At 70.3% G+C, this 21,105-nt stretch carries 20 protein-coding genes; 9 read left to right on the plus strand and 11 right to left on the minus strand.

The annotated features are described in order from the left end of the window. The first annotated feature begins 92 nt into the window (after nt 1-92). Nucleotides 93-716 carry a 2-hydroxychromene-2-carboxylate isomerase gene (locus tag ACI7BZ_RS19185; protein ID WP_414118729.1) on the plus strand — a complete coding sequence of 208 codons (624 nt, stop codon included), beginning with the start codon at nt 93-95 and terminating at the stop codon, nt 714-716. A 99-nt stretch (nt 717-815) separates the two neighbouring features. Beyond that, a complete protein-coding gene (locus tag ACI7BZ_RS19190) occupies nt 816-1,349 on the plus strand; it encodes a hypothetical protein (protein WP_414118730.1) in 534 nt (177 codons plus the stop codon). 19 nt (nt 1,350-1,368) lie between these two features. On the opposite strand, the gene ACI7BZ_RS19195 is transcribed toward ACI7BZ_RS19190, so the two are convergent. Next, nucleotides 1,369-2,325 carry an alpha/beta hydrolase gene (locus ACI7BZ_RS19195; protein WP_414118731.1) on the minus strand — a complete coding sequence of 319 codons (957 nt, stop codon included), beginning with the start codon at nt 2,323-2,325 and terminating at the stop codon, nt 1,369-1,371. A gap of 83 nt (nt 2,326-2,408) precedes the next feature. On the opposite strand from ACI7BZ_RS19195, the gene ACI7BZ_RS19200 reads away from it, so the two are divergent. The 3 genes from ACI7BZ_RS19200 to ACI7BZ_RS19210 all read left to right on the plus strand — a co-directional run bounded on the left by ACI7BZ_RS19200 (nt 2,409) and on the right by ACI7BZ_RS19210 (nt 5,166). Then, on the plus strand, nt 2,409-2,882 hold the full coding sequence (locus ACI7BZ_RS19200; RefSeq protein WP_414118732.1) for a secondary thiamine-phosphate synthase enzyme YjbQ: 474 nt from the start codon (nt 2,409-2,411) through the stop codon (nt 2,880-2,882). Between the two features lie 109 nt (nt 2,883-2,991). Further along, nucleotides 2,992-3,666, plus strand: a complete 675-nt coding sequence (locus ACI7BZ_RS19205; protein WP_414118733.1) for a response regulator transcription factor — start codon at nt 2,992-2,994, stop codon at nt 3,664-3,666. Between the two features lie 135 nt (nt 3,667-3,801). Further along, on the plus strand, nt 3,802-5,166 hold the full coding sequence (locus ACI7BZ_RS19210; RefSeq protein WP_414118734.1) for an AmpG family muropeptide MFS transporter: 1,365 nt from the start codon (nt 3,802-3,804) through the stop codon (nt 5,164-5,166). A gap of 22 nt (nt 5,167-5,188) precedes the next feature. Here the strand turns inward: ACI7BZ_RS19210 and holA are convergent, their stop codons facing one another. The 3 genes from holA to leuS are packed head-to-tail and all read right to left on the minus strand — an operon-like array spanning nt 5,189 to nt 9,453. Then, nucleotides 5,189-6,220, minus strand: coding sequence for a DNA polymerase III subunit delta (gene holA, locus ACI7BZ_RS19215; protein ID WP_414118735.1), 1,032 nt, complete (start codon nt 6,218-6,220; stop codon nt 5,189-5,191). A gap of 4 nt (nt 6,221-6,224) precedes the next feature. Next, the gene (gene lptE / locus ACI7BZ_RS19220) at nt 6,225-6,806 is read right to left on the minus strand and encodes an LPS assembly lipoprotein LptE (protein WP_414118736.1); all 582 of its coding nucleotides are present in this window, start codon (nt 6,804-6,806) and stop codon (nt 6,225-6,227) included. Continuing rightward, on the minus strand, nt 6,793-9,453 hold the full coding sequence (gene leuS, locus ACI7BZ_RS19225) for a leucine--tRNA ligase (protein WP_414118737.1): 2,661 nt from the start codon (nt 9,451-9,453) through the stop codon (nt 6,793-6,795). The genes lptE and leuS overlap by 14 nt, the downstream gene beginning before the upstream one ends. Before the next feature lie 162 nt (nt 9,454-9,615). Here leuS and ACI7BZ_RS19230 point away from each other — a divergent pair, with 162 nt between their 5' ends. Next, nucleotides 9,616-11,067, plus strand: coding sequence for a sodium:proton antiporter (locus ACI7BZ_RS19230; RefSeq protein ID WP_414118738.1), 1,452 nt, complete (start codon nt 9,616-9,618; stop codon nt 11,065-11,067). Between the two features lie 53 nt (nt 11,068-11,120). Here ACI7BZ_RS19230 and ACI7BZ_RS19235 read toward each other — a convergent pair whose 3' ends face one another. From ACI7BZ_RS19235 to ACI7BZ_RS19260, 6 genes are all read right to left on the minus strand, one after another. Further along, nucleotides 11,121-12,386: a cyclopropane fatty acid synthase gene (locus ACI7BZ_RS19235; RefSeq protein WP_414119217.1), complete on the minus strand. Its 1,266-nt coding sequence runs from the start codon at nt 12,384-12,386 to the stop codon at nt 11,121-11,123. Nucleotides 12,387-12,836: 450 nt separating this feature from the next. Further along, nucleotides 12,837-13,418, minus strand: a complete 582-nt coding sequence (gene rplI, locus ACI7BZ_RS19240) for a 50S ribosomal protein L9 (protein WP_414118739.1) — start codon at nt 13,416-13,418, stop codon at nt 12,837-12,839. 45 nt (nt 13,419-13,463) lie between these two features. Next, complete coding sequence (locus ACI7BZ_RS19245) at nt 13,464-14,426, minus strand: DUF2232 domain-containing protein (protein ID WP_414118740.1); 963 nt, start codon at nt 14,424-14,426, stop codon at nt 13,464-13,466. A 135-nt stretch (nt 14,427-14,561) separates the two neighbouring features. Next, complete coding sequence (rpsR, locus tag ACI7BZ_RS19250) at nt 14,562-14,840, minus strand: 30S ribosomal protein S18 (RefSeq protein ID WP_414118741.1); 279 nt, start codon at nt 14,838-14,840, stop codon at nt 14,562-14,564. Beyond that, on the minus strand, nt 14,840-15,301 hold the full coding sequence (gene rpsF / locus ACI7BZ_RS19255; RefSeq protein WP_414118742.1) for a 30S ribosomal protein S6: 462 nt from the start codon (nt 15,299-15,301) through the stop codon (nt 14,840-14,842). The genes rpsR and rpsF overlap by 1 nt, the downstream gene beginning before the upstream one ends. 249 nt (nt 15,302-15,550) lie before the next feature. Then, complete coding sequence (locus ACI7BZ_RS19260; RefSeq protein WP_414118743.1) at nt 15,551-16,642, minus strand: DUF3047 domain-containing protein; 1,092 nt, start codon at nt 16,640-16,642, stop codon at nt 15,551-15,553. 108 nt (nt 16,643-16,750) lie between these two features. Between ACI7BZ_RS19260 and ACI7BZ_RS19265 the strand changes: the two genes are divergently transcribed. Then, nucleotides 16,751-17,737, plus strand: a complete 987-nt coding sequence (locus tag ACI7BZ_RS19265; RefSeq protein ID WP_414118744.1) for an AraC family transcriptional regulator — start codon at nt 16,751-16,753, stop codon at nt 17,735-17,737. 25 nt (nt 17,738-17,762) lie between these two features. Here the strand turns inward: ACI7BZ_RS19265 and ACI7BZ_RS19270 are convergent, their stop codons facing one another. Continuing rightward, on the minus strand, nt 17,763-18,797 hold the full coding sequence (locus tag ACI7BZ_RS19270) for a polysaccharide deacetylase family protein (protein ID WP_414118745.1): 1,035 nt from the start codon (nt 18,795-18,797) through the stop codon (nt 17,763-17,765). Nucleotides 18,798-18,981: 184 nt separating this feature from the next. Here ACI7BZ_RS19270 and fabD point away from each other — a divergent pair, with 184 nt between their 5' ends. Then, a complete protein-coding gene (gene fabD / locus ACI7BZ_RS19275) occupies nt 18,982-19,968 on the plus strand; it encodes an ACP S-malonyltransferase (protein WP_414118746.1) in 987 nt (328 codons plus the stop codon). Between the two features lie 240 nt (nt 19,969-20,208). After that, on the plus strand, nt 20,209-20,949 hold the full coding sequence (gene fabG, locus ACI7BZ_RS19280; RefSeq protein ID WP_414118747.1) for a 3-oxoacyl-[acyl-carrier-protein] reductase: 741 nt from the start codon (nt 20,209-20,211) through the stop codon (nt 20,947-20,949). Nucleotides 20,950-21,105: the final 156 nt, after the last annotated feature.

Consider the following 21,105-nt stretch of genomic DNA (forward strand, 5'->3'; position numbering starts at 1 on the left):
GCGCCGGTGCTGTCAAGCGCGGGCGGATACAATGGGTACGGCAGGAGCCAACGCCGCGCGGTTTGCTATAAGGAGGTGCTTCGGAGGCCGCCATGTCGCGCACCATCGACTATTATTTCTCCACCATCAGCCCCTGGTCCTTCCTCGGCCATGCGCCCTTCATGGCCATGGCCCAGCGGCATGGGGCCCAGGTCGCGTTCCATCCCGTTTCCCTCGGCCCCATCTTCGCCGAATCGGGCGGGTTGCCGCTGGCCCAGCGGGCGCCGCAGCGCCAGCGCTATCGCCTTCTGGAACTGCAGCGCTGGCGGCTGAAGCGCGGCGTTGACCTCCATATGGCGCCGGCCTTCTGGCCGTTCGACTGCCGGCTGGCGGACCAGACCGTCATCGCCGCCCTGCAGGCGGACCTGCCGGTGGACCAGTTGCTGCCGCGCCTGTTCGCCGGCGTGTGGCAGCGTGAGGAGGACCTGGCCGACCCGCAGGTGATCACCGCCATCGCCGATGCGGCCGGGCTGCCAGGCCGCGAGCTGGTGGCCGCCGCCACCGGCGAGGGCGCATCCGCCGCCTACCTCGCCAATCGCGAAAAGGCGCTGGAGGCGGACGTGTTCGGCGCCCCCGCTTATGTGCTGGAGGGGGAAGTGTTCTGGGGGCAGGACCGCATCGAGCTTCTGGACGATGCCCTGTCCAGCGGCCGCGCGCCCTTCCGCCCGGAAGCCTGAAGCGCGCCGCTGCCCCGCTCCTGCCCCTATCCTTTGGGAAGGTTTCACATCGGTGTCGGCTGGCGGCCTTATGGGGCCAGCGTGGGCCCGGAGGCGATGATGATGCGGTCTGTCCCCCTTCCTTCCCGCAGCCCGGCGCTGCGCGCCTTGCCCCGGGTCTTGGCGTTGTGCGCAGTGCCCCTCGCCATGGCGGTGCCCGCCGGGGCGCAGGCCCTTGCCCCCGCCGAAGCCGCCGCCCCGCGCTATTCCTTCGCGCCGGTGGATGGCGGGGCGCTGAAGCTGGACCGGGAAACCGGCCGGGTTTCCCTCTGCGCCAAGGGCAGCTCCGGCTTCACCTGCGAGGCGGTGCCCGATTCGCGCGACGCCTATGAGGCCGAGATCGCCCGGCTCCAGGGCGAGATCGACGCCCTGCGCCGCGCCGCACGGCAGGGCCGGCCCCTGCCGCCGTTGCCGCCCCAGGCCCAAGTTCCGCCCCAGGGCCAGCTGCCGCCGGTGCCGCCTCCCGGAGCGACGCCGCCGGTGCCCGACATGTCGGACATCGACCGGGCGCTGTCTTATGCCGAGCAGGTCTACCGTCGTCTGAAGGCGTTCGTGGACGACCTGCGCGCCGGCAACGGGCAGGAGCGGCTGTAGCGCGGGTCCGCCCGCCCTCTCAGAAACCGGTGAGGAAGGCGTCGATCCGCTTCAGCGCCTGGTCGGTGATGGTGCCGGGGAAGCCGATGAAGACGTGGCAGCCGCCCGCATAGACGTCCAGCTCGGTGGCATTGCCCGCCGCCAGCCAGGCATTGGCCATGAACAAGGTGTCGTCCAGCAGCGGATCGCGGGTGCCCACCGTGAACAGCGCCCTTGGCATGCCCTTGAGGCTGGCGAGCAGGGGCGACACGTCCGGGTCGTCGGCCCGGCCTTCGAGGCGCAGGTAATTGCCGACGAAACGCGCGATGTCCTCCGTGTTCAGCACCAAAGGCAGCTCGCCCCAGTTGCGCACGGAGGGGGTCAGCCGCAGGTCGAAGCAGCCGGAGGTGAGCACGGCCGCGGCGAAGGGCGAAAGCCCGTGCCGGTCGCGCAGGCGCCGCAGCGTCGCCGCCGCCAGCGTCGCCCCGCCCGATTCGCCGCCGATGGCGAAGCGCTGCGTGCCGAAGCGGGCCGGACCCTCGTTCACCAGCCACAGGGCCGCCGCCTCGCAATCGTCCGGGCCGGCGGGATAGGGCTCCTCCGGGGCGAGGGCATAGTCCACGGATACCACCGCAAGGCCGCAATTGGCGGCGATTCGCGAGGTCAGTCCTTCATTCTCCCGGGCCGAGCCCACGGTCCAGCCGCCGCCGTGGATATGCAGATAGACCCCCTTCGGCGCCCCGTCCGGCATCAGGATGCGCACCGGCACCGGGCCGCGCGGGCCGGGGATGGTCTCCACCCGCGCCCGCGGGCTTTCCGGCGGCAGGGGAAAGGTGCCGGTGCCCGACAGCCGGGCCGCGCGGATCTCCGGCAGCGGCGCCGCCCAGCGCTCGCCCAGCGCCCGCAGCGCCTTCACGATGGCGTCGTTGACGAGGCGCGTGTCGGGGGCGACGGCGGCGTCGGAAAATACGGCGGCATCCAGGGCGAGCTTCGACATGGGCGACGATCCTTGAGGCGGGCGCACCGCAAGACTGGTAAAAGCCCGCGGCAACCGACGCAAGCGACCCCGGGAGCAGCCCCATGACGCGCATCACCCGCTCGCCGGCGACCCAGGCGACCGCCGTGCACCATGCCGAGGCAAGGCTGACGGTGGACACGCCCGGCGAGGGCTTCACCGAGCTCACCGCCGCCGCCCGCGCCTTCCTTAGCGAGATCGGCGCCGGCAGCGGGGTCCTCACCTTCTTCTGCCGCCACACCTCGGCCTCCCTGACCATCCAGGAAAATGCCGACCCGGACGTGCGCACGGACCTCCTCACCGCCCTGCGCGGCCTCGCCCCGCGCGATCACGGCTGGGTGCACGACACCGAGGGGCCGGACGACATGCCGGCCCATGTGCGCACCATGCTCAGCGATTCCAGCCTCTGCGTGCCCGTGCGCGACGGCGCCATGGCCCTCGGCACCTGGCAGGGAATCTTCCTGCTGGAGCACCGCGACCGGCCGCACCGCCGTGAGGTTGTGCTGGCATTCACAGGCGCAATCAGGCATTTGAGCTGATCGGCTTGTCACGGCTTCGCCATGGATTGATGATCACCGACGCCGATTCGCAAGGCAGGCCGGTACGCCTGTCGAAATAAGAAGGGCGAAGCCTTTCTGGGAGGACGCTTTGGGAGAAGACGCCGGGAGCGGCCTGCGCCTCGTCATCGCCGACGACCACCCCCTGTTCCGCGGCGCCCTTCGGGAAGCCGTGCTGGGGCGCCACACCGATGCGGTGATCGAGGAAGTGGGCACATTCGACGACCTGACCGCGCTCTTGGAGCGCGACCAGGAGTTCGACCTGATCCTGCTCGACCTCACCATGCCCGGGGCGCGGGGCTTTTCCGGCCTCATCTATCTTCGGGCGCAGTATTCCGCCCTCCCCGTGGTGGTGGTTTCCGGCAATGAGGAGCCGGCGGTGATCCGCCGCTGCCTCGATCTCGGCGCCTCCGGCTTCATCCCCAAGACCATGGGGGTCGCCCACATGCGCGACGCGGTGGCCAACGTGCTGAAGGGGGAAACCTTCGTACCGCCCGACGTCAACATCTTCACCAAGGCGGACGTGGAGACCGATGCCATCATCGCCCGGCTCGCCACCCTCACCCCGCAGCAGGTGCGGGTGCTGATGATGCTGTCGGAAGGCCGGCTCAACAAGCAGATCGCCTATGAGCTTTCCGTCTCCGAGGCGACGGTGAAGGCCCATGTCTCTGCCATCCTGCAGAAGCTGGGCGTGGAAAGCCGCACCCAGGCCGTGATCGCGGTGTCCAAGGTGGAATCCGGCCTGTGGAGCCAGTCCCAGGCGTGAGGGCGCGGCGACGGCCGCCGCCGCGGTAGGGACCTTTTCACCGGTCGGGCCGATAAGCAGGTCGGACCGGGTTTGCCGCGCAACCTCCAGCGGCGGCACGCGACCGCGCGGTCCGGCAATGGCGGAAGGACCCAGATGACCGAGCAGAGCCTCAGCCCGACCGGCGCCACCGCACCCCAGCGCCGCACCCTGAAGGAGGCGGTCGCGCTCTACACCCGGCGCGACGTGCTCACCGTCAGCCTGCTCGGCTTTTCCTCGGGCCTGCCTTTGGCGCTCGTGGGCGGCACGCTCTCGCTGTGGATGAAGGACGTGGGGGTCACGCTCACCGCCATCGGCCTGTTCAGCCTCGTGGGGCTGCCCTACACCCTGAAATTCCTCTGGGCGCCGGTGCTCGACGCGGTGGACGTGCCGGTCCTCTCCCGCCTCTTGGGCCGGCGGCGCGGCTGGCTGCTGACCTGCCAGATCGTCCTCATCGCGGCCATCGCCGCGCTGGCGGTGCAGGACCCCATAAGCACCCCCTTCGCCGTCGCCGCCTGCGCCCTTGCCGTGGCCATCGCCTCGGCGACGCAGGACATCGCCGTGGACGCCTTCCGCGTGGAGCGGCTGGACAGCGCCAGCGAGCAGGCGGCCGGCATGGCCGGCTATGTCACCGGCTACCGCATCGCCATGCTGGTCACCGGCGCCGGCGTCATCGCTCTGGTGGCCTATCTGGAATCGGCCCTCGGCCTGCCGCGCGGCACCAGCTGGATGTGGGGCTATGCCATTGCCGCCGCGTGCGTCGCCATCGGCATTCTCGCCACCCTCTTCGCCCGCGAGCCCAAGGCGCCGGAACGCGCGCCGGAGGAGGGCACCGGCCACCGGCTCGTCGCCACCACGGTGGGCGCATTCAGCGAGTTCCTGCGCCGCGACCAGGCGGTGATGATTCTCCTGTTCGTCATGCTGTTCAAATTCTGCGACGCCTTCGCCGGCGTGCTCACCGGGCCGTTCGTGCTGGACATCGGCTTCTCCAAGGCGACCTACGTGGAGATCGTGAAGGTGGTGGGCTTCGGCGGCACCATCGCCGGCAGCTTTGCGGGGGCCTATGTCGCCCGCGCGCATCCCCTCGTCACCTGCCTGTGGATCGCCGGCGTGCTGCAGATCGCCTCCAACCTCGGCTTCACGCTCCAGGCCTATGCGGGGCCGAACGAGGCTGTGCTGACGGGGGTGATCCTGGTGGAGAATTTCACCAGCGCCATCGGCACGGTGATCTTCGTTGCCTATCTCTCGGCCCTGTGCGGGGCGCGCGAGCACACCGCCACCCAATATGCGCTGCTCACGGCCCTGACGGCGGTGGGCCGCACGCTGCTGGGCTCCTCCAGCGGCGCCATCGCCGAATCCACGGGCTGGTCCGTCTTCTTCACCCTCACCGCCGTCGCCGGCCTGCCGGGCCTCGTCGCCCTCGCGTGGCTGCAGACGAAGGGCCATTTCCGCCGCCTGGCGCGGGAAAGCTCGGACAGCTGAGGCCGGCGCCCGCCGGAGCGTCTCAGGCCGGCCGCCGCCGCCCGGCCTGCTGGGCCACCAGCAACACCGCCCGCTCGCAGATGGCGGGGGCCAGCGGCGCATTGCGGCGAGCGGCCAGAATGGCGTCGTCCACCGCCAGCATGGCCTTCAGGCACAGGTCCGGGTCGAGGGCCCGCAGCGCCTTTTCCAGCTTTGGCTTGCGCGAGAAATGCACCTGCGGGCGGGCATTGCCGATCACATGGTCGGGGCTGGAGCCCGCCGCCACCGCCAGCGCCATCTGGTGCAGGGCGGTGAGGCCGCGCAGCAGCGCGCCCAGCACCGCATCGGGCCGCGTCGCTGCGCCATAGGCCTTGGCGAGGGCGGCGGCCGCCGCCTTCGGCTCGCCGGCAAGGGCGCAATCCACCACATCGTCCAGGGCCAAGGCGGAGGCATCGCCGACGATGGTGCGCACGTCCTCCAGGGTCACCTTCTGCTGGCCCCGGGCATAGAGGGCGAGCTTGGCGATCTCGCCGCGGGACGCCATGCGGTCGCCGCCGATCAGCGACACCAGCAGTTCCCGCGCGTCCCGGTCGATGGCGAGGCCCGCCTCCGCCATCATGGTGTCCGCCAGCCGGGCCAGGTCGCGCTCGCTGTCCGCATAGCAGGCGATGGCGAGGGCGTTGGGGGCGCCCTCGCACAAGGCGCGCAGGGGGGCGCCCTTCTTCAGGTCGCCGGCCTCCACCACCACCAGCGCATCGCAGCGCCCGGCCAGCACCGGCTGGAGGGCGGGCACGATATTCTTGCTGCCGGCGCGCACCCACACCACCCGCTCGCCGCCGAACAGGCCGATGGTGGATGTCTCGTCGATCAGCCGGCGCGGGTCAGCGGCGATGTCGTCGCCGTCGAGGCGCACCAAGGCGAAGGGGTCGTGGGCATCGGGCACGGCGCGGCGCACCAGCCCTTCGGCGCGCTCGTGCACCAGGCCGGTGTCCGGGCCGAAGATGAGGACCACGTTTCTGGAGGGGTCGCGCCGGGCGAGCGCCGCCTCGGCGTCGCCCGGGCGCACGGCCACCACGGGATCAGCTCGCCGAGCCCGGGGCGTTGGCCGTGCGGATGAAATAGGCCGCGAGCTGCGCCTTGATCTGGTCGGCGACGATGCGGGCCGCGCGCTTTTCCGCGTCGATGGAGGCGCTGTAATTGGCGAAGCGCTGGTCGCTGGTGTCAATGGTGGCGGTACCGGAGGCGGCGCCCTCGGCCACGGTCTTCTTCTTCTCGTCCCCGGCCCGGATGATGCGCCAGTTGGCGGTGACGCGGACGATCTGGTTTTCCGGCAGGCCGGAGGAGGAATTCAGAAGCGCGGTGGAGGTGGAGGAATCCACCGAGACGATCATCTGCAGCGGGGCGCCCTTCGGGTTTCCCGCGCCGCCGGTGAGGGCGAAGATGAGATCGTTGCGCACCTCGTTGCCGAGGCGGCCCTGGATCTGGATGATCTCCACATCCTTGAGCTTGTCCAGGAGGGCGGGTCCGCCCACCGTGGCATTCTCGGCGTAAAGGGGCTGGAAGCAGCCCGCGAGCGCCCCGGACAGCGCGCACACGAGGGCGAACCGCGCGAGGAGGCGCGCGGGGCGACCGGTGAGCGACGAGGGATCAGGCAACGACATTCACGATCCTCTGCGGCACCACGATGATACGCTTCGGCGCGCGCCCGTCGAGGGCCCGCTGCACACTTTCCAGCTTCAGCACCGCCGCTTCCACGTCCGCGGCGGTCGCATCGCGCGGGACGACGATGTCGTCGCGCTTCTTGCCATTGATCTGGATCGGAAGTGTGACCGTATCCTGGCGCAGCAGCGCGGGGTCGGGGGTGGGCCACGGCGCCTGCGCCACCAGCCCCTCGCGCCCCAGCACCAGCCCGCATTCTTCCGCCAGATGCGGCGTCATGGGCGCCACCACCGCCACCAGCATTTCCGCCGCCTCGCGCAGGGCGAAGGCGAGGTCTGCCGGCACCGGCGCGCCCGACCGGGCGGCGGCCACTGCGCTGCCGAACACGTTGGCGAATTCGTGCACGTGCGCCACCGCCACGTTGAAGCGCAGCCGCTCGATGTCCTCGGCCACCGTCGCCACCAGGCCGTGGGCGGCGCGGCGCAGGCCCAGCGCCGTCTCGGAAACGGTATCGGGGCACGGCGCCCCCGGGGCGGCGCCCAGTTCCACCGCCTCGTTCACCAGGCGCCAGACGCGCTGCACGAAGCGCCACGCCCCCTCGATGCCGCCCTGCGTCCATTCGCTGTCGCGCTCGGGCGGGGTGTCGGAGAGCATGAACCAGCGAGCGCAGTCCACGCCGTAGGTATCCGCCACCACCTCGGGCGCCACCACGTTGCGCTTGGACTTGGACATCTTCTCCGGCGGGGAGACGATGACGTCCGAGCCGTCCGCGATCTTCACGGCCTTGCCGTTGCCGAGGAGCTTCACCTCCTCGGGGAACAGCCACTTGCCGTCGCGGTCCTTGTAGGTCTCGTGGACGATCATGCCCTGGGTGAACAGGCCGGCGAACGGCTCGTCCAGGTCCACGCGGCCGCACGCCTTGAGGGCGCGGGTGAAGAAGCGCGAATAGAGCAGGTGCAGGATGGCGTGCTCGATGCCGCCGATATACTGGTCTACCGGCAGCCAGTGGCTCACCGCCGCCTTGTCCAGCGGCTTGTCCACAGTGTCGGAGGCGTAGCGCAGGTAATACCAGGACGAATCCACGAAGGTGTCCATGGTGTCCGTCTCGCGCCGCGCCGGCTTGCCGCATTTCGGGCACGGCACGTCGCGCCACGCCTTGGCGCGGTCCAGCGGGTTGCCGGGACGGTCGAAGGTCACGTCGTCGGGCAGTTCCACGGGAAGCTGGTCCCGCGGGACGCCCACCGGGCCGCAATCGTCGCAATGGATGACCGGGATGGGGCAGCCCCAGTAGCGCTGGCGGGAGATGCCCCAGTCGCGCAGGCGGAAGTTCACCCGCCGCGTGCCCTGCGGCGCGTCGCCCACGCGGAAGCGTTCCAGCTGGCGGGCCACCGCCTCCTTGGCGGCGGGCACGCTCATGCCGTCCAGGAAGGCCGAGTTGAACAGGGTGCCGTCGCCGTCATAGGCCACGTCCTCGATGGCGAAGGCGCCGGGATCGGTGTCCGGCGGCAGCACCACGGGGGTCACGGCGAGCTTGTACTTGCGGGCGAAGTCCAGGTCGCGCTGGTCGTGGGCCGGGCAGCCGAAGATGGCGCCGGTGCCGTAGTCCATGAGCACGAAATTGGCCACATAGACCGGCACGGTGCGCTTGGCGTCCAGCGGGTGCACCACGTCGAGGCCGGTGGCGTAGCCCTTCTTCTCCTGGGTCTCGATCTCCTCGGCCGAGGTGCCGCCGCGCTTGCACGCGGCGATGAAGTCGGCGAGCGCGGGGTCGTTCTGCGCCAGCGCCTGCGCCAGCGGATGGTCCGGCGAGAGGGCGAGGAAGGAGGCGCCGAACAGGGTGTCGGGGCGGGTGGTGTAGACCTTCACGGCCGCCGTTCCCGCCGGCAGCCGGCCGCCGGCGACACTGGCGCGGGCGAACTCGAACAGCACCTCCATGCCTTCCGAACGGCCGATCCAGTTGCGCTGCATGAGGCGCACCTTTTCCGGCCAGCGGTCCAGCGTGTCCAGCGCGTCCAGCAGTTCCTGGGCGAAGGCGGTGATGCGCAGGAACCACTGGGAAAGCTTGCGCCGCTCCACGATGGCACCCGAGCGCCAGCCGCGCCCGTCGATCACCTGCTCGTTGGCGAGCACGGTGTTGTCCACCGGGTCCCAATTGACCTCGCTCTCCTTGCGATAGGCGAGGCCGTGGTCCAGGAAATCCAGGAAGATGCGCTGCTGCTCCACGTAATAAGACGGGTCGCAGGTGGCGATCTCGCGGTTCCAGTCGAGCGACAGGCCGAGCAGTTGCAGCTGCTCGCGCATGGAGGCGATGTTCTCGTAGGTCCAGCTCTTGGGATGGATGCCGCGCTCGATGGCAGCGTTTTCCGCCGGCAGGCCGAAGGCGTCCCAGCCCATGGGATGGAGCACGTTGAAGCCCTGCATGCGCTTGGTGCGCGCGAGCACGTCGCCCATCACATAATTGCGGCCGTGGCCGATATGGATGCGCCCCGACGGATAGGGGAACATCTCCATCACGAAGAATTTCGGGCGCGGATCGTCGTTGCGCGTGCGGAAGATGCCGCGCTCGGCCCACGTCTTCTGCCAGCGGGGCTCGGCATCGCGGGCATTGTAACGGTCTGCGGGACGCTCCGGGGTGTGATCTTGGGTCATTGTGCCGTCAGGGGTAAAAACGCGGCGGACTAGGACAGAAACCAGCCGCCCGGTCAACCGTCCGGCGCGCGGTCGCCCCGGCCTGAGCGGCGCGGCGGCAGGGCCTTGCCACCGCTGCCGCCATCGTCCATCAAACCAGAGCCGGCAATCTGGAGGGTGGCAATGGCAGCGTCGCGTCGCGGGTTCTTGTTCGCCTTCGGGTCCGCCGGCGCCCTTCTCCTGCCGGTTCTCGGCGCATCCGCAGCCCTTGCGGCCGATGGCGCTGCGGTGCTGGACGGCGCGCGCCTCTCCCCCCTGTGGGCGCTGCCGTTCGCGGGCATGCTTTTGTCCATCGCCCTGTTTCCGCTGCTCGCCGGGCATTTCTGGCACCACCATTACGGCAAGGTCGCCCTGTTCTGGGGCCTCGCCTTCGCGGCACCTTTCGCGCTCACCTATGGCTTTCCGGCCACAGCGCACGAGGTGGTTCACACCGCGCTGCTGGAATACATTCCGTTCATCATCCTGCTGTTCGCTTTGTTCACGGTGTCGGGCGGCATCCTCATCACCGGCAATTTGAAGGGCACGCCGGAGGTGAACACGGCGATTCTCGCCATCGGCACGGTGATTGCGAGCCTCATCGGCACCACCGGCGCATCCATGGTGCTCATCCGCCCGCTGCTGCGCGCCAATGACGGGCGCCGGCACAATGTGCACACGGTGGTGTTCTTCATCTTCCTGGTGTCGAACATCGGCGGCTCGCTGACGCCGCTGGGCGACCCGCCCTTGTTCCTGGGCTTCCTGAAGGGCGTGAACTTCTTCTGGACCACCACCCACCTGTTCCATGATACGGCGGTGGTGGTCGGCCTCCTCATCGTCGCCTATTACCTGCTGGACCGCTTCCTCTACGCCCGGGACGTGAAGCCGCCGCTGCCGGTGGACCCCACCCCCGACACCGAGGGCATCGGCATGCGCGGCGCGCAGAACCTGGCGCTGCTGGGCGGCATCATCGGCGCCATCCTGCTCAGCGCCCTGTGGAAGCCCGGCATCTCCTTCGACATCTACGGCACGCACCTGGAATTGCAGTGGGTGGTGCGCGACGTGCTGCTGGTGGGCCTTGCCCTCGCCTCCCTCGCCATCACCCCGCAACTGCTGCGCGAGCGCAACGGCTTCGACTGGGAGCCCATCCGCGAGGTGGCGAAGCTGTTCGCCGCCATCTTCCTCACCATCATCCCGGTCATCGCCATCCTGAAGGCCGGCTCGCGCGGGGCCTTCGCGCCGCTGGTAGAGCTGGTGACCGGGGCGGACGGCCAGCCGGTGAACGTCTGGTACTTCTGGCTGACGGGATCACTCTCCGCCTTCCTGGACAACGCACCGACCTATCTCGTCTTCTTCAATCTCGCCGGCGGCGACCCCCACCAACTCATGGGCCCCCTGGCGGTGACGCTGGAAGCCATCTCGGCCGGCGCGGTGTTCATGGGGGCGCTGACCTATATCGGCAATGCGCCCAACTTCATGGTGCTGTCCATCGCCCGCCACCGCGGGGTGAAGATGCCGAGCTTCTTCGGCTACATGCTGTGGTCGTTCGGCTTCCTCATCCCCTGCTTCGTGCTGTTGACGCTGCTCTATTTCATCTAGGACGCGATCCGCTCCTGTGGAACCGGGGCAGGCGGGCCGCCGGACCCGTCCGCCTATTCCCCCGCCAGCCGCAGCGGCGCGCGGGCTGCCGCCTCCGCCCGGCGCAGGCGCTCCTCGGCCTCCGCCACATAGTCGCGGGTGAGGGGCACCGCGTCCTGCCGGCGGGCCAGCTGGATCTGGAACACGTTCAGCCCCTGGTGGCGGAACGCCATCTCGCTGGCGGCGAGGTAGAATTCCCACATGCGGCAGAACCGTTCGTCGGTGAGGCGCACCGCCTCGTCGCGGCGGGCGAGGAAGCGCTGGCGCCAGGCCTTCAGGGTTTGCGCATAGTGCAGGCGCAGAAGCTCCACATCCGCCACCACCAGCCCCGCCCGCTCGATGTGCGGCAGCACCTCGGACAAAGCGGGAATGTAGCCGCCCGGGAAGATGTATCTGGCAATGAACGGGTTGGTGACCCCGGGCGGGTCGGAACGGCCGATGGCGTGCAGCAGCATCACCCCGTCGCGCTCCAGCAACCCCGCCACCTTGCGGAAGAAGGCGCCGAAATGGGCGACGCCCACATGCTCGAACATGCCCACGGACACGATGCGATCATACGGGCCTTGCACATCACGATAGTCCTCAAGGCGGAATTCCACCCCGCCCGCCAGGCCGCGCTCCGCCGCCCGGTTCCGTGCCAAGGCGAGCTGCTCGCGCGACAGGGTGATGCCGGTGACCCGCGCGCCGGCCATCTGCGCCAGATAAAGGCCGAGGCCACCCCAGCCGGAACCGATGTCCAGCACCTTGAGCCCGGGGCGATCCAGCACCAGCTTGGCGGCGATGTGGCGCTTCTTGGCCAGCTGCGCATCGTCGAGGCTCTGGCCATCGTGCTCGAAATAGGCGCAGCTGTACTGCCGGTCGTCATCGAGGAAGAGGGAATAGAACCGGCCGTCGATGTCGTAATGGTGCGCCACATTGCGCCGCGCGCGGCCGGGCGGATTGAACTGGGCCATGCGGCGCCCCAGCCGGCGGGCAAGATAGAGCAGCCTGGCCGGGGGCGTGGGGTTGACCGCGCTGGGCTGCGACATCACGAGGTCGAGGAAGTCGGCGATGCTGCCCTCATCCAACACCAAGGTACCGTCCATATAGGCTTCGCCCAGCTTCAGCTCCGGGTCCAGGCAGATGCCCCTTTGGGCGGCGGGGCAGGTGATGCGCACCGCGATCCGCGGCGCCCCGGGCGGCGCGCGGCCGATGCCAACCGTGCGCCCGGACGCCGTGGTCAGCGTCAGCGCGCCATGGGTAATCACCCTGGACAAGACCTGCTCCAGCAACCGCTCCATCATCGGCCGCCTCCATCTGGTTCTGAAACCTGTTCCTTTCTCCCGATTCCGGTGCGGGGCGCGCCGCGGGCGCCGACGAGCGCAGGGGAATGCCCCGGACCCGCGCTCCAAAGCCGCGTTTCAGCGACAACGCCGCTTGTTCCGTTTGGTTCACCCGCCGCCGCGCAGGTGACCGAAACCCTGTGCCGCACCGGAAATGCCGCAACAGGTGAAATGAAAACACCAAGTTCGGCAGCCGGCAATATGGCGGCGCGGTGCCGGCGGGGGCGCGGAACTCACGTGCGCGAGAGCCGCGGGGCACCTCCCCTGACGGCATGTCATCGCCGTGCGCCGCCCGAAGGGCGCTGAAACGCGAACGGCGCCCCGGCTCTCGCCGGGACGCCGCTCCTGTCCATGATCCGAAGGCGCGCGCAGGGCCCGTGGGCCCCGCAGGCCGGACCTGCCGCGGCCTCAGCCGACGGCGCCTTCCTCGGCTTCCAGCTCGGCGGCCACCTCGGCGCGCTCGATGGCGAGCTCGGCCTCGATCTCGGCATCCTCGTCACGGGCGGTGCGCACGTCCTCGCCGCGGGCCTGGCGCTCGGCCTCCTCGGCGTTGCGGGCCACGTTCACCTTCACCGTCACTTCCACCTCGGGGTGGAGGGTGACGGGCACCACATGCACGCCCAGGGTCTTGATGGGGTGGTTCAGCACCACCTGCTGGCGGTCCACGGTGAAGCCGGCGGCGGTGAGGCCATCGGCGATGTCACGGGTGGAGACCGAGCCGTAGAGCTGGCCGCTCTCGCCGGCCTGGCGCAGCATGACCACGTTCTGGCCGGCCAGCTTCTCGGCCACCGCCTCGGCGTCCTTGCGGCGCTCCAGGTTGCGCGCCTCCAGCTCGATCTTCATGGTCTCGAAGCGGCTGCGGTTGTCCTTGGTGGCGCGCAGGGCCTTGCCGGTGGGCAGCAGGAAGTTGCGGGCGAAACCGTCGCGCACCTTCACCACTTCGCCCATCTGGCCGAGCTTGGCGACGCGCTCGAGAAGAATGACGTCCATTGTGATCTCCTTTTCTCTTGTTCGATGTGTTCGTGTGATGCGGTGTCAGCGGTCGTTCGCCGCCGGGGGTCCCCGCCCGGCCGGCATCCGCGCGCGAAAATCCAGCATGCCGTCCACGAAGCCGAGGACGGCCATGGCGAGGACGGGCCAGCCGAGGGCGAAGGTGGTGACCCACAGCAGCCCGAGAATGAGGAAGCGCGCGCCGTGGCCGAAGGTGACCGCATGCACCACCGCGAAGCCCGCGAGCGCATAGGCGAACACCAGGGTGGAGGCCGCCGCGGACGCCGCCAGGCCCACCATGGCGCCGGCCATGCTGAGGCCGATGGCGATGGCCAGCGCCAGGGAGGTGACCGGCGGCAGGCGCAGCGCGGAAAGATGCGGCCAGGGCCGGCGCAGGCGGCCGGAGAGCAGCGCCGCGCGGCCGGCGAGATAGAGGCAGACCAGCTGCGCCGCCAGGCTCAGCACCGCCGCCATGCCGGGCAGGATGCGGGCGATGAGCGAGCCGAAGACCGCCGGATCGACACCCGGCGACGGCCCGCCATCCGGCAGTCCCTGGGCGGCGACCAGCGCCTCGAAGGCGGCGATGATGGCGGCGTGGTAGCTGTCGTAGTCCCCCGCCATGGAGAATAGCGCCACGGTGACGGCCAGGGTGGAGAAGCCGGCTCCCAGCAGCACCAGCCCGCCCACGGGAAACCACACCAGCCCGTCGCGCGCGGCCGGATCGGGGCGCGCCAGCATGGCCGCATAGGAGAGGCCGAAGGCCGGCCCGCCGAGGCCGAGAAGATAGGCGAGGAGGAAGGGGCCGCCGAACACCAGCGCGAGCCCGGCGCCGGACACCACCAGCGACAACAGGGCGGCGAGGGGGGCGAAGGCGATGCCGGCGATCATCACCGGCAGGGGCGCAAGATAGAACAGGGGGACGGCCAGAAGCGATCCCGCCGCCACGCCGGCAGCAAGAAGGGCGGAGGCCGCGCCTGCGGCCACGGCGATGAGGAGGATCGGTCCCATTCGACAAGCTGTCCCGCTCACGCGGTTAGAGGCGGCTACTGCCCGCCCCAGCCGACGCCACGGGGCTCATTCCCCAAGGCGCGTCGCCATTCATGACGAAAGCCGCCTGCCCCACGCGGGGGCAGGCGAAGGATCTCAGCGGATCACGAAGGGCAGAAGGCCCAGGAACCGCGCGCGCTTGATGGCGGCGGACAGCTCGCGCTGCTTCTTGGCGGACACCGCCGTGATGCGCGACGGCACGATCTTGCCGCGCTCGGAGATGTAGCGCTGCAGGAGCCGCACGTCCTTATAGTCGATCTTCGGCGCATTGGGGCCGGAGAAGGGGCAGGTCTTGCGACGACGGAAGAAGGGACGACGCTGGCCGCCGCCACCACCGGCGCCGGCACCGGCGCCACCGGACTGAGCGAATGCCATCAGACTTCCTCCTCGGCGTGGGTTTCCTCGGTGGGACGCGGACGGCGCGGGCGATCCTCGCGGCCGCCATCACGACCACCGTCCCGGCCGCCGAACCCGCGTTCGCCACGCTCGCCGCGCTCGCCGCGATCGTCGCGGTCACGCTTCTGCAGCATGGCCGAGGGGCCTTCCTCGTGCTCTTCCACGCGCAGGGTGAGGACGCGCAGCACGTCCTCGTCGATGCGCTGCTGGCGCTCCAGCTCCTGCACCGCCGCCGGGGGGGCGTCGATGTTCATGAGCGTGAAGTGGGCCTTGCGGTTCTTGCTGATGCGATAGGTGAGGGACTTGACGCCCCAATACTCGGTCTTGCCGACCGAGCCGCCATTCGCCTCGATGACACCCTTGAAACGGGTGGTGAGTTCCTCGACCTGCTGCGCCGTCACGTCCTGGCGCGCGAGGAACACGTGCTCGTAGAGCGGCATGTGTTCAACTGCCTTTCGGTTTCACGTTTCCGCCCACCGGCGCCAAGCCCTTCTTGCCTTGAAAGGCGCGAAGCTCGGAAGGCGGGGACACGGGACGACGGGCTCTCGCCCTGCCCTCCTGCGCCTTGGCCACCCGCATGGGATGGGCCGCGGCAAAAGAAGACCGTCCGTTCAGCCCCCGGCCGGGTGCGACGGAAGCGGGGCGTATAGCAGGTTTCGGGGGAAAGGCAAGACGGGAGGCCTCCGCCCCTATGGCCCCACCCAGGTCTCGCCGCCCGCCCCTTCGAGGCGGATGCGGGCGAAGTCAGCGATGCCCGCGCCGCGCTGGAAGGCGCTCAGGGCGATGATCCACACCCCCACCACCCGCGCCGGATCGGGGCCGCCCACGCAGCGCCGGTAGTCGGACAGAAGGGGCTGCCGCTCGCCGAGCCACTGGCCGAGCCCCTCGGCGCCGGAGCGCACGGCCATATGGGTCTCCACCTGGTCCCACCAGGGCAGCGGGCAGCGGAAGGTGGTTCCCACCGGCAGGGAGGAGCTCCAGAAATAAGTGAGGTCCTGGCCGGTGTCGAATTCCACCGCGAGGGAGAGATAATCGTGGGTCGGCGCGATGTTCTCGGCGACGGCGGAGGGCAGGCGCTCAATGCGCCAGTCCCAGGCGATGGCGAGGTCGTCGGTCAGCGGCAGGCTCAGCGGATATTTGATGATGCCGGCATCCTCGATGCAGCGGCAGGCGATGCGCGGGGGCGCGTCCGCGTCCACCGCCTCGCAGAAGATGGAGGTGGCGCCCACCCGCCACAGGGGTGCCCAGCCCGCCGGCAGCGGGCGGAAGGCCGCGATCCGCGCCTGCTCGCGCGCCGCAAGGCCGGTGGAATCGGCCGCCGCGAAGGCGGCAAGGCCCGCGTCCCGGTCGCCGCGCCAGACGAGGGCCGCGACGCAGAGGCCGCCGTCCTCCAGGGTCGAGGCCGGATCGAACCGCCCGCCTTCGTCGATCCACTGGCCCGCCATATGACAGATCAGCTCCAGCGGCCCGTCCCGCTCCGCCTGGAAGCTGAAGGTGTCGCCACCCGCCTTGCCGATGGGGCCGCCGCCGATGCGGTACCAGAGCGACAGGCCGCCGGTGACGAACAGGTCGAACGCGCGGGAGAGCCAGGCGATGCCCGAGGACAGGAGCGTGACCGTCTCGCCCCGCGTGATGGAAATTCCGGTCGCCACCCATTGCGCGTCATGGGCCGGCAAGTGGAGCACCACGCCCGCCCGCACCACCGCCTGCGACGCACCGACAGCCGCGCGCAGGGCCGCCTGAACGGCTTCCGGCGGCTCGATTTCAGAAGATTTGCTCATGTTCGTTCCATCCCTGAAGCTGCGCGGGCGGTTGTGCCGCCCGTCGCCCGGGAGAATGGCGCGGGGCGAGCGGCGGTTCTTGCCATTTCGCGACAGAACGGGGCGCGGATGACCAGTTGGGGCCTCACCAAGGCCCGCTCCATGGGGCGGGTCGCCGATGCGGTGGAGCGCGCGGGCGGCTCACCCGCGCGGGTGTTCCGCGCCGCGGAATTGCCGCTGCGGCTGGTGGACCATCCCGAGCGGCTGATCCTGCTGCGCGACCAGCTGCGCCTCATCGCCTGCGCCGCGCGGGAGATCGGCGATCCGGCGCTGGGGGCGCGGCTGTCGGTGGAGGCCGGCATCCTCGGCCTCGGCGCCCTCGGCGATCATGTGCTCACCGCCGACCGGCTCGACGTGGCCATCGCTCGCGCCAACGGCATGATGGGCACCCTGCTGCAATCCTCGACCCGCATCGAGCTGTGGGCGGAAGACGGGATCGCCCACTGGACCTACAGCGTCATCGACCGGTCCGACGAGGGCCGCCAGCTCAATGAATGCCTCGCCCTCGGCTACATGCTCGATCTGCTGCGCCGCTTCATCGGCCCGCGCTTCACCCCCCTGCGGGCGGCGGTGGCGGGCCCTCCCCTCCCCGGCCGGACCGCGGTGGAGGACGTGCTCAGGACCGACCTCGGCCGCAGCGCTCGCGCCCTTGTGAGCTTTCCCGAGGCGCATCTCCTCGCCGAAAACCCCGCGCCCAGGTCCCGGCCGCCCGAGGCCGTGGCGCGGGAGGCCATCCCCGACGATCTGGTGGGGCTGGTGGAGCATCTGATCCGCCTGGAGCTTCTGGCGGGGCGGCCGGCGCTCGCCCCGGTGGCGCGGCGGCTCGGCCTGTCGGCGCGCACGCTGCAGCGCCGGCTCGCCCATCGCAGCACCGGTTTCGAGCAGGTCGCCCGGTCGGTGCTGCGGGAGGAGGCTGAAAACCTGCTGCGGCAGCGCCGGCTCTCCATCGCCGCCATGGCGCTGGACCTCGGCTATTCGGAGCCGGCCCATTTCACGCGGGCCTTTCGCGGCTGGACCGGCCTTTCCCCTCGCGCCTGGCAGCGCCGGAGCGCCTGAAGCCGGGCCGGGAGGCGAACGGCCCTCAGTACAGCCCGACGCCCGCCGGCGGGCGCGGCGTGGTGGCAGGCTTCGCGGCGGCCGGCTTGGCGGTCGCAGAGGCGGGCTTGGCGGCGGTGGTGGAGGCGGTGGTTGAAGCCGGCTTCGCCGCCGCCGCGCCCTGCGGCTTCGGCTTCTTCTTCGGCGCCGGGTTCAGCGAGGCCACCTTGGGCTCCGGCACCGACTTGTTCATGGCGATCAGCTCGGACACCGTGACGAACTTGTAGCCCTTGGCCAGCAGGTCATCGAAGGTCTTCGGCATGGCGTCCACCGTGGTGGGGTGGATGTCATGGACCAGGATAATGGCGCCCGGATGCACGTTGGACACGATGCGGTCGTGGATGAGCTGCGGGTTGCGGTCCTTCCAGTCCAGGGGATCGACCGACCAGTAGATGAAGGTGGAGCCGAACTTCTCGCGCAGGTGCGCGCGCAGGGCGGGCGTCATGGCGCCGTAGGGCGGGCGCACGAAGGTGGGCGCCTTGCCGGTGATCTGCGTGATGGTCGCGTTGGTATCGGCAATCTGCTTGTCGGCCGCGGCCAGGGGAATCTTGGGCAGCTGCGGGTGATTCCAGGAATGGTTGGCCACCTCGTGCCCCTGGGCCTGCATCTGGCGGATGATGCCCGGCTCCGCCACGGCGCGGCTGCCCAGCACGAAGAAGGTGGCCTTGATGCCGCGCTGCTCCATCATCTTCAGAAGCCGCGGCGTCGTCTCCGGGTTCGGCCCGTCGTCGAAGGTGATGGCAATGTACTTGCCGTCCACGTTGCAGGCGGAATAAGCGACCAGGTTCTGCGGCGAGGCGGTGGCGGCGGCCGGCGCGGCATCCGGGGGGGCGCTCATGGCCGGGGCGGCGGGCGCCGGCGCCACCTCCGACGCGGCAAGGCGCGCGTTCGCGGCCGGCGGCGGAACCATGGTGGCCAGGGGCTTGCCGGCATTGGCCGGCACGAAGGTCTGGCCGAGCGCAGGCGCAAGGCCCATCACGCCGGCGGCGAGAAGCGCGAGGAAACCCCAGGAAGCCTTCACTGCACACACTTTCGGAAGTTGCAACGGGAGGATGATAAACCAGCTTCGCCTTACTGGTATGGAGAAATTATGAAGTGGACAAGGCAGCGGCCGCGCTTTTCCGCAAGCCAAGCCGGCTCGCCTTGACTCGCCCACATTCCCGGTGTTCCTGCCCTCCCCAAATTTTCAACCGGAGGGCCACGCCATGACGGATGGGCCGCGTACAGGGTCGCACACCGCCTTTCTATTTCCCGGCCAGGGCAGCCAGGCCGTGGGCATGGGCAAGGCCCTTGCGGAGAATTTCCCGGCCGCCAAAGCGGTTTTCGACGAGGTGGACGCCGCCCTCAACGAGCACCTGACGCAGGTGATCTGGGACGGCCCGGCGGAGGCGCTGACCCTCACCGCCAACGCCCAGCCCGCCCTCATGGCGGTATCCCTTGCCACCCTGCGGGTGCTGGAGGCCGAGGCCGGCCTCGATCTCGCCCGCGACGCCGCCTTCGTGGCGGGCCATTCGCTGGGCGAATATTCGGCCCTTGCCGCCGCCGGCGCCCTCACCATCACCGAGGCGGCACGGCTGCTGCGCATCCGCGGCCGCGCCATGCAGGATGCGGTGCCGGTGGGCGAAGGCGCCATGGCGGCCCTGCTGGGCCTTGACTACGACCAGGCGGTGGCGGTGGCCGCCGAGGCGGCCGGCGACGACGTGTGCGAGGCGGCGAACGACAACGCCCCCGGCCAGGTGGTGGTCTCCGGCACCCGGGCCGCGGTGGAGCGGGCCATCGTCATCGCCAAGGAGAAGGGGGCCATGAAGGCGGTTCTGCTGCCGGTCTCCGCCCCCTTCCATTGCCGCCTCATGGGCCCCGCCGCAGAGGCCATGGAGGTGGCCCTCTCCGGCTCCACCGTGATGACCCCGCGCCTGCCGGTGGTGGCCAATGTGCGCGCCTCCCCGGTGACCGACCCGGCCGAGATCGTGCGCCTGCTGGTGGAGCAGGTGACGGGCACCGTGCGCTGGCGCGAAAGCATCATCTACATGGCCGGCGCCGGGGTGAACCGCGTGGTCGAGGTGGGCGCCGGCAAGGTGCTGTGCGGCCTGGTGAAGCGCATCGACAAATCGATCGCCGCCAGCGCCGTGGGCACGCCGGAGGATGTGGCGGCCTTCATCGCCGCCCGCAACGCCGCCGCCTCGGCCGCCTGAGGCAAGATTTCCGCAGGTTGAAGCCCTCTCCCGCTTGCGGGGGAGGGATGGGAGGGGGCAGAACGCGCAGGGAGAGGCGGCAGGACGCTGCCCCCCGGGGCGCCCGCAGTGCCGGTGCTTCCCCTCCCCGGCCCTCCCCCGCAAGCGGGAGAGGGGGCGGCCGGCTTCAAGGGTCCCGCATCGCGCGAAGCACCAACCGGCCCCGGCGCCGGAAACTTCAGAAAAAGGACTGGGGAACTCATGTTCGACCTTACCGGCAAGACCGCGCTCGTCACCGGCGCCACCGGCGGCATCGGCGGCGCGATCGCCAAGGCGCTGCACGCCCAGGGTGCCACGCTGGCCATTTCCGGCACGCGGGCCGAGGCGCTGGAGGCGCTGGCCGCCGAGCTCGGCGGGCGCGTCCACGTCCTGCCCTGCAACCTCGGCAACACCGAAGAGGTGGAAAAGCTGGTGCCGGCGGCGGAGGAAGCGCTGGGCGGGCACATCGACATCCTGGTCAACAATGCCGGCATCACCCGCGACAACATCTTCATGCGCCTGAGCGACGAGGCCTGGGACCAGGTGATCGCGGTGAACCTCACCGCCGCCTTCCGCCTCGCCCGCACGGCGGTGCGCACCATGATGCGGCGCCGCTCGGGCCGCATCATCTCCATCACCTCCATCGTCGGCGTCACCGGCAATGCGGGCCAGGGCAATTATGCCGCCGCCAAGGCCGGCCTCATCGGCATGTCCAAGTCGCTGGCGCAGGAAGTGGCCTCCCGCGGCGTGACGGTGAACTGCGTCGCCCCCGGCTTCATCGCCACCCCCATGACCGACGCGCTGAACGAGAAGCAGCGCGAGGCCATCCTGAAGGCAGTCCCGGCGGCGAAGCTCGGCACGCCGGACGACATCGCCGCGGCCTGCGTCTATCTCGCCTCCGACGAGGCCGCCTATGTCACCGGCCAGACGCTGCACGTGAACGGCGGCATGGCGATGATCTGACCGTGCCGCACTGGCCCCTGCCGCCAGGCGGCGCGGGCCGGACCCGGCCTGAACCGATGCCCCGCCCGGCGCGCCGGACGGGGATGGGAAATGCCCCCTGCGCCGGCACCTTTCGGAAACGGCGGCCCTTCCTCCCGCACCCCTGCCCCGCGCCGC

The sequence above is a fragment of the Xanthobacter sp. AM11 genome (genome assembly GCF_047444035.1).
Taxonomy (GTDB): domain Bacteria; phylum Pseudomonadota; class Alphaproteobacteria; order Rhizobiales; family Xanthobacteraceae; genus Xanthobacter.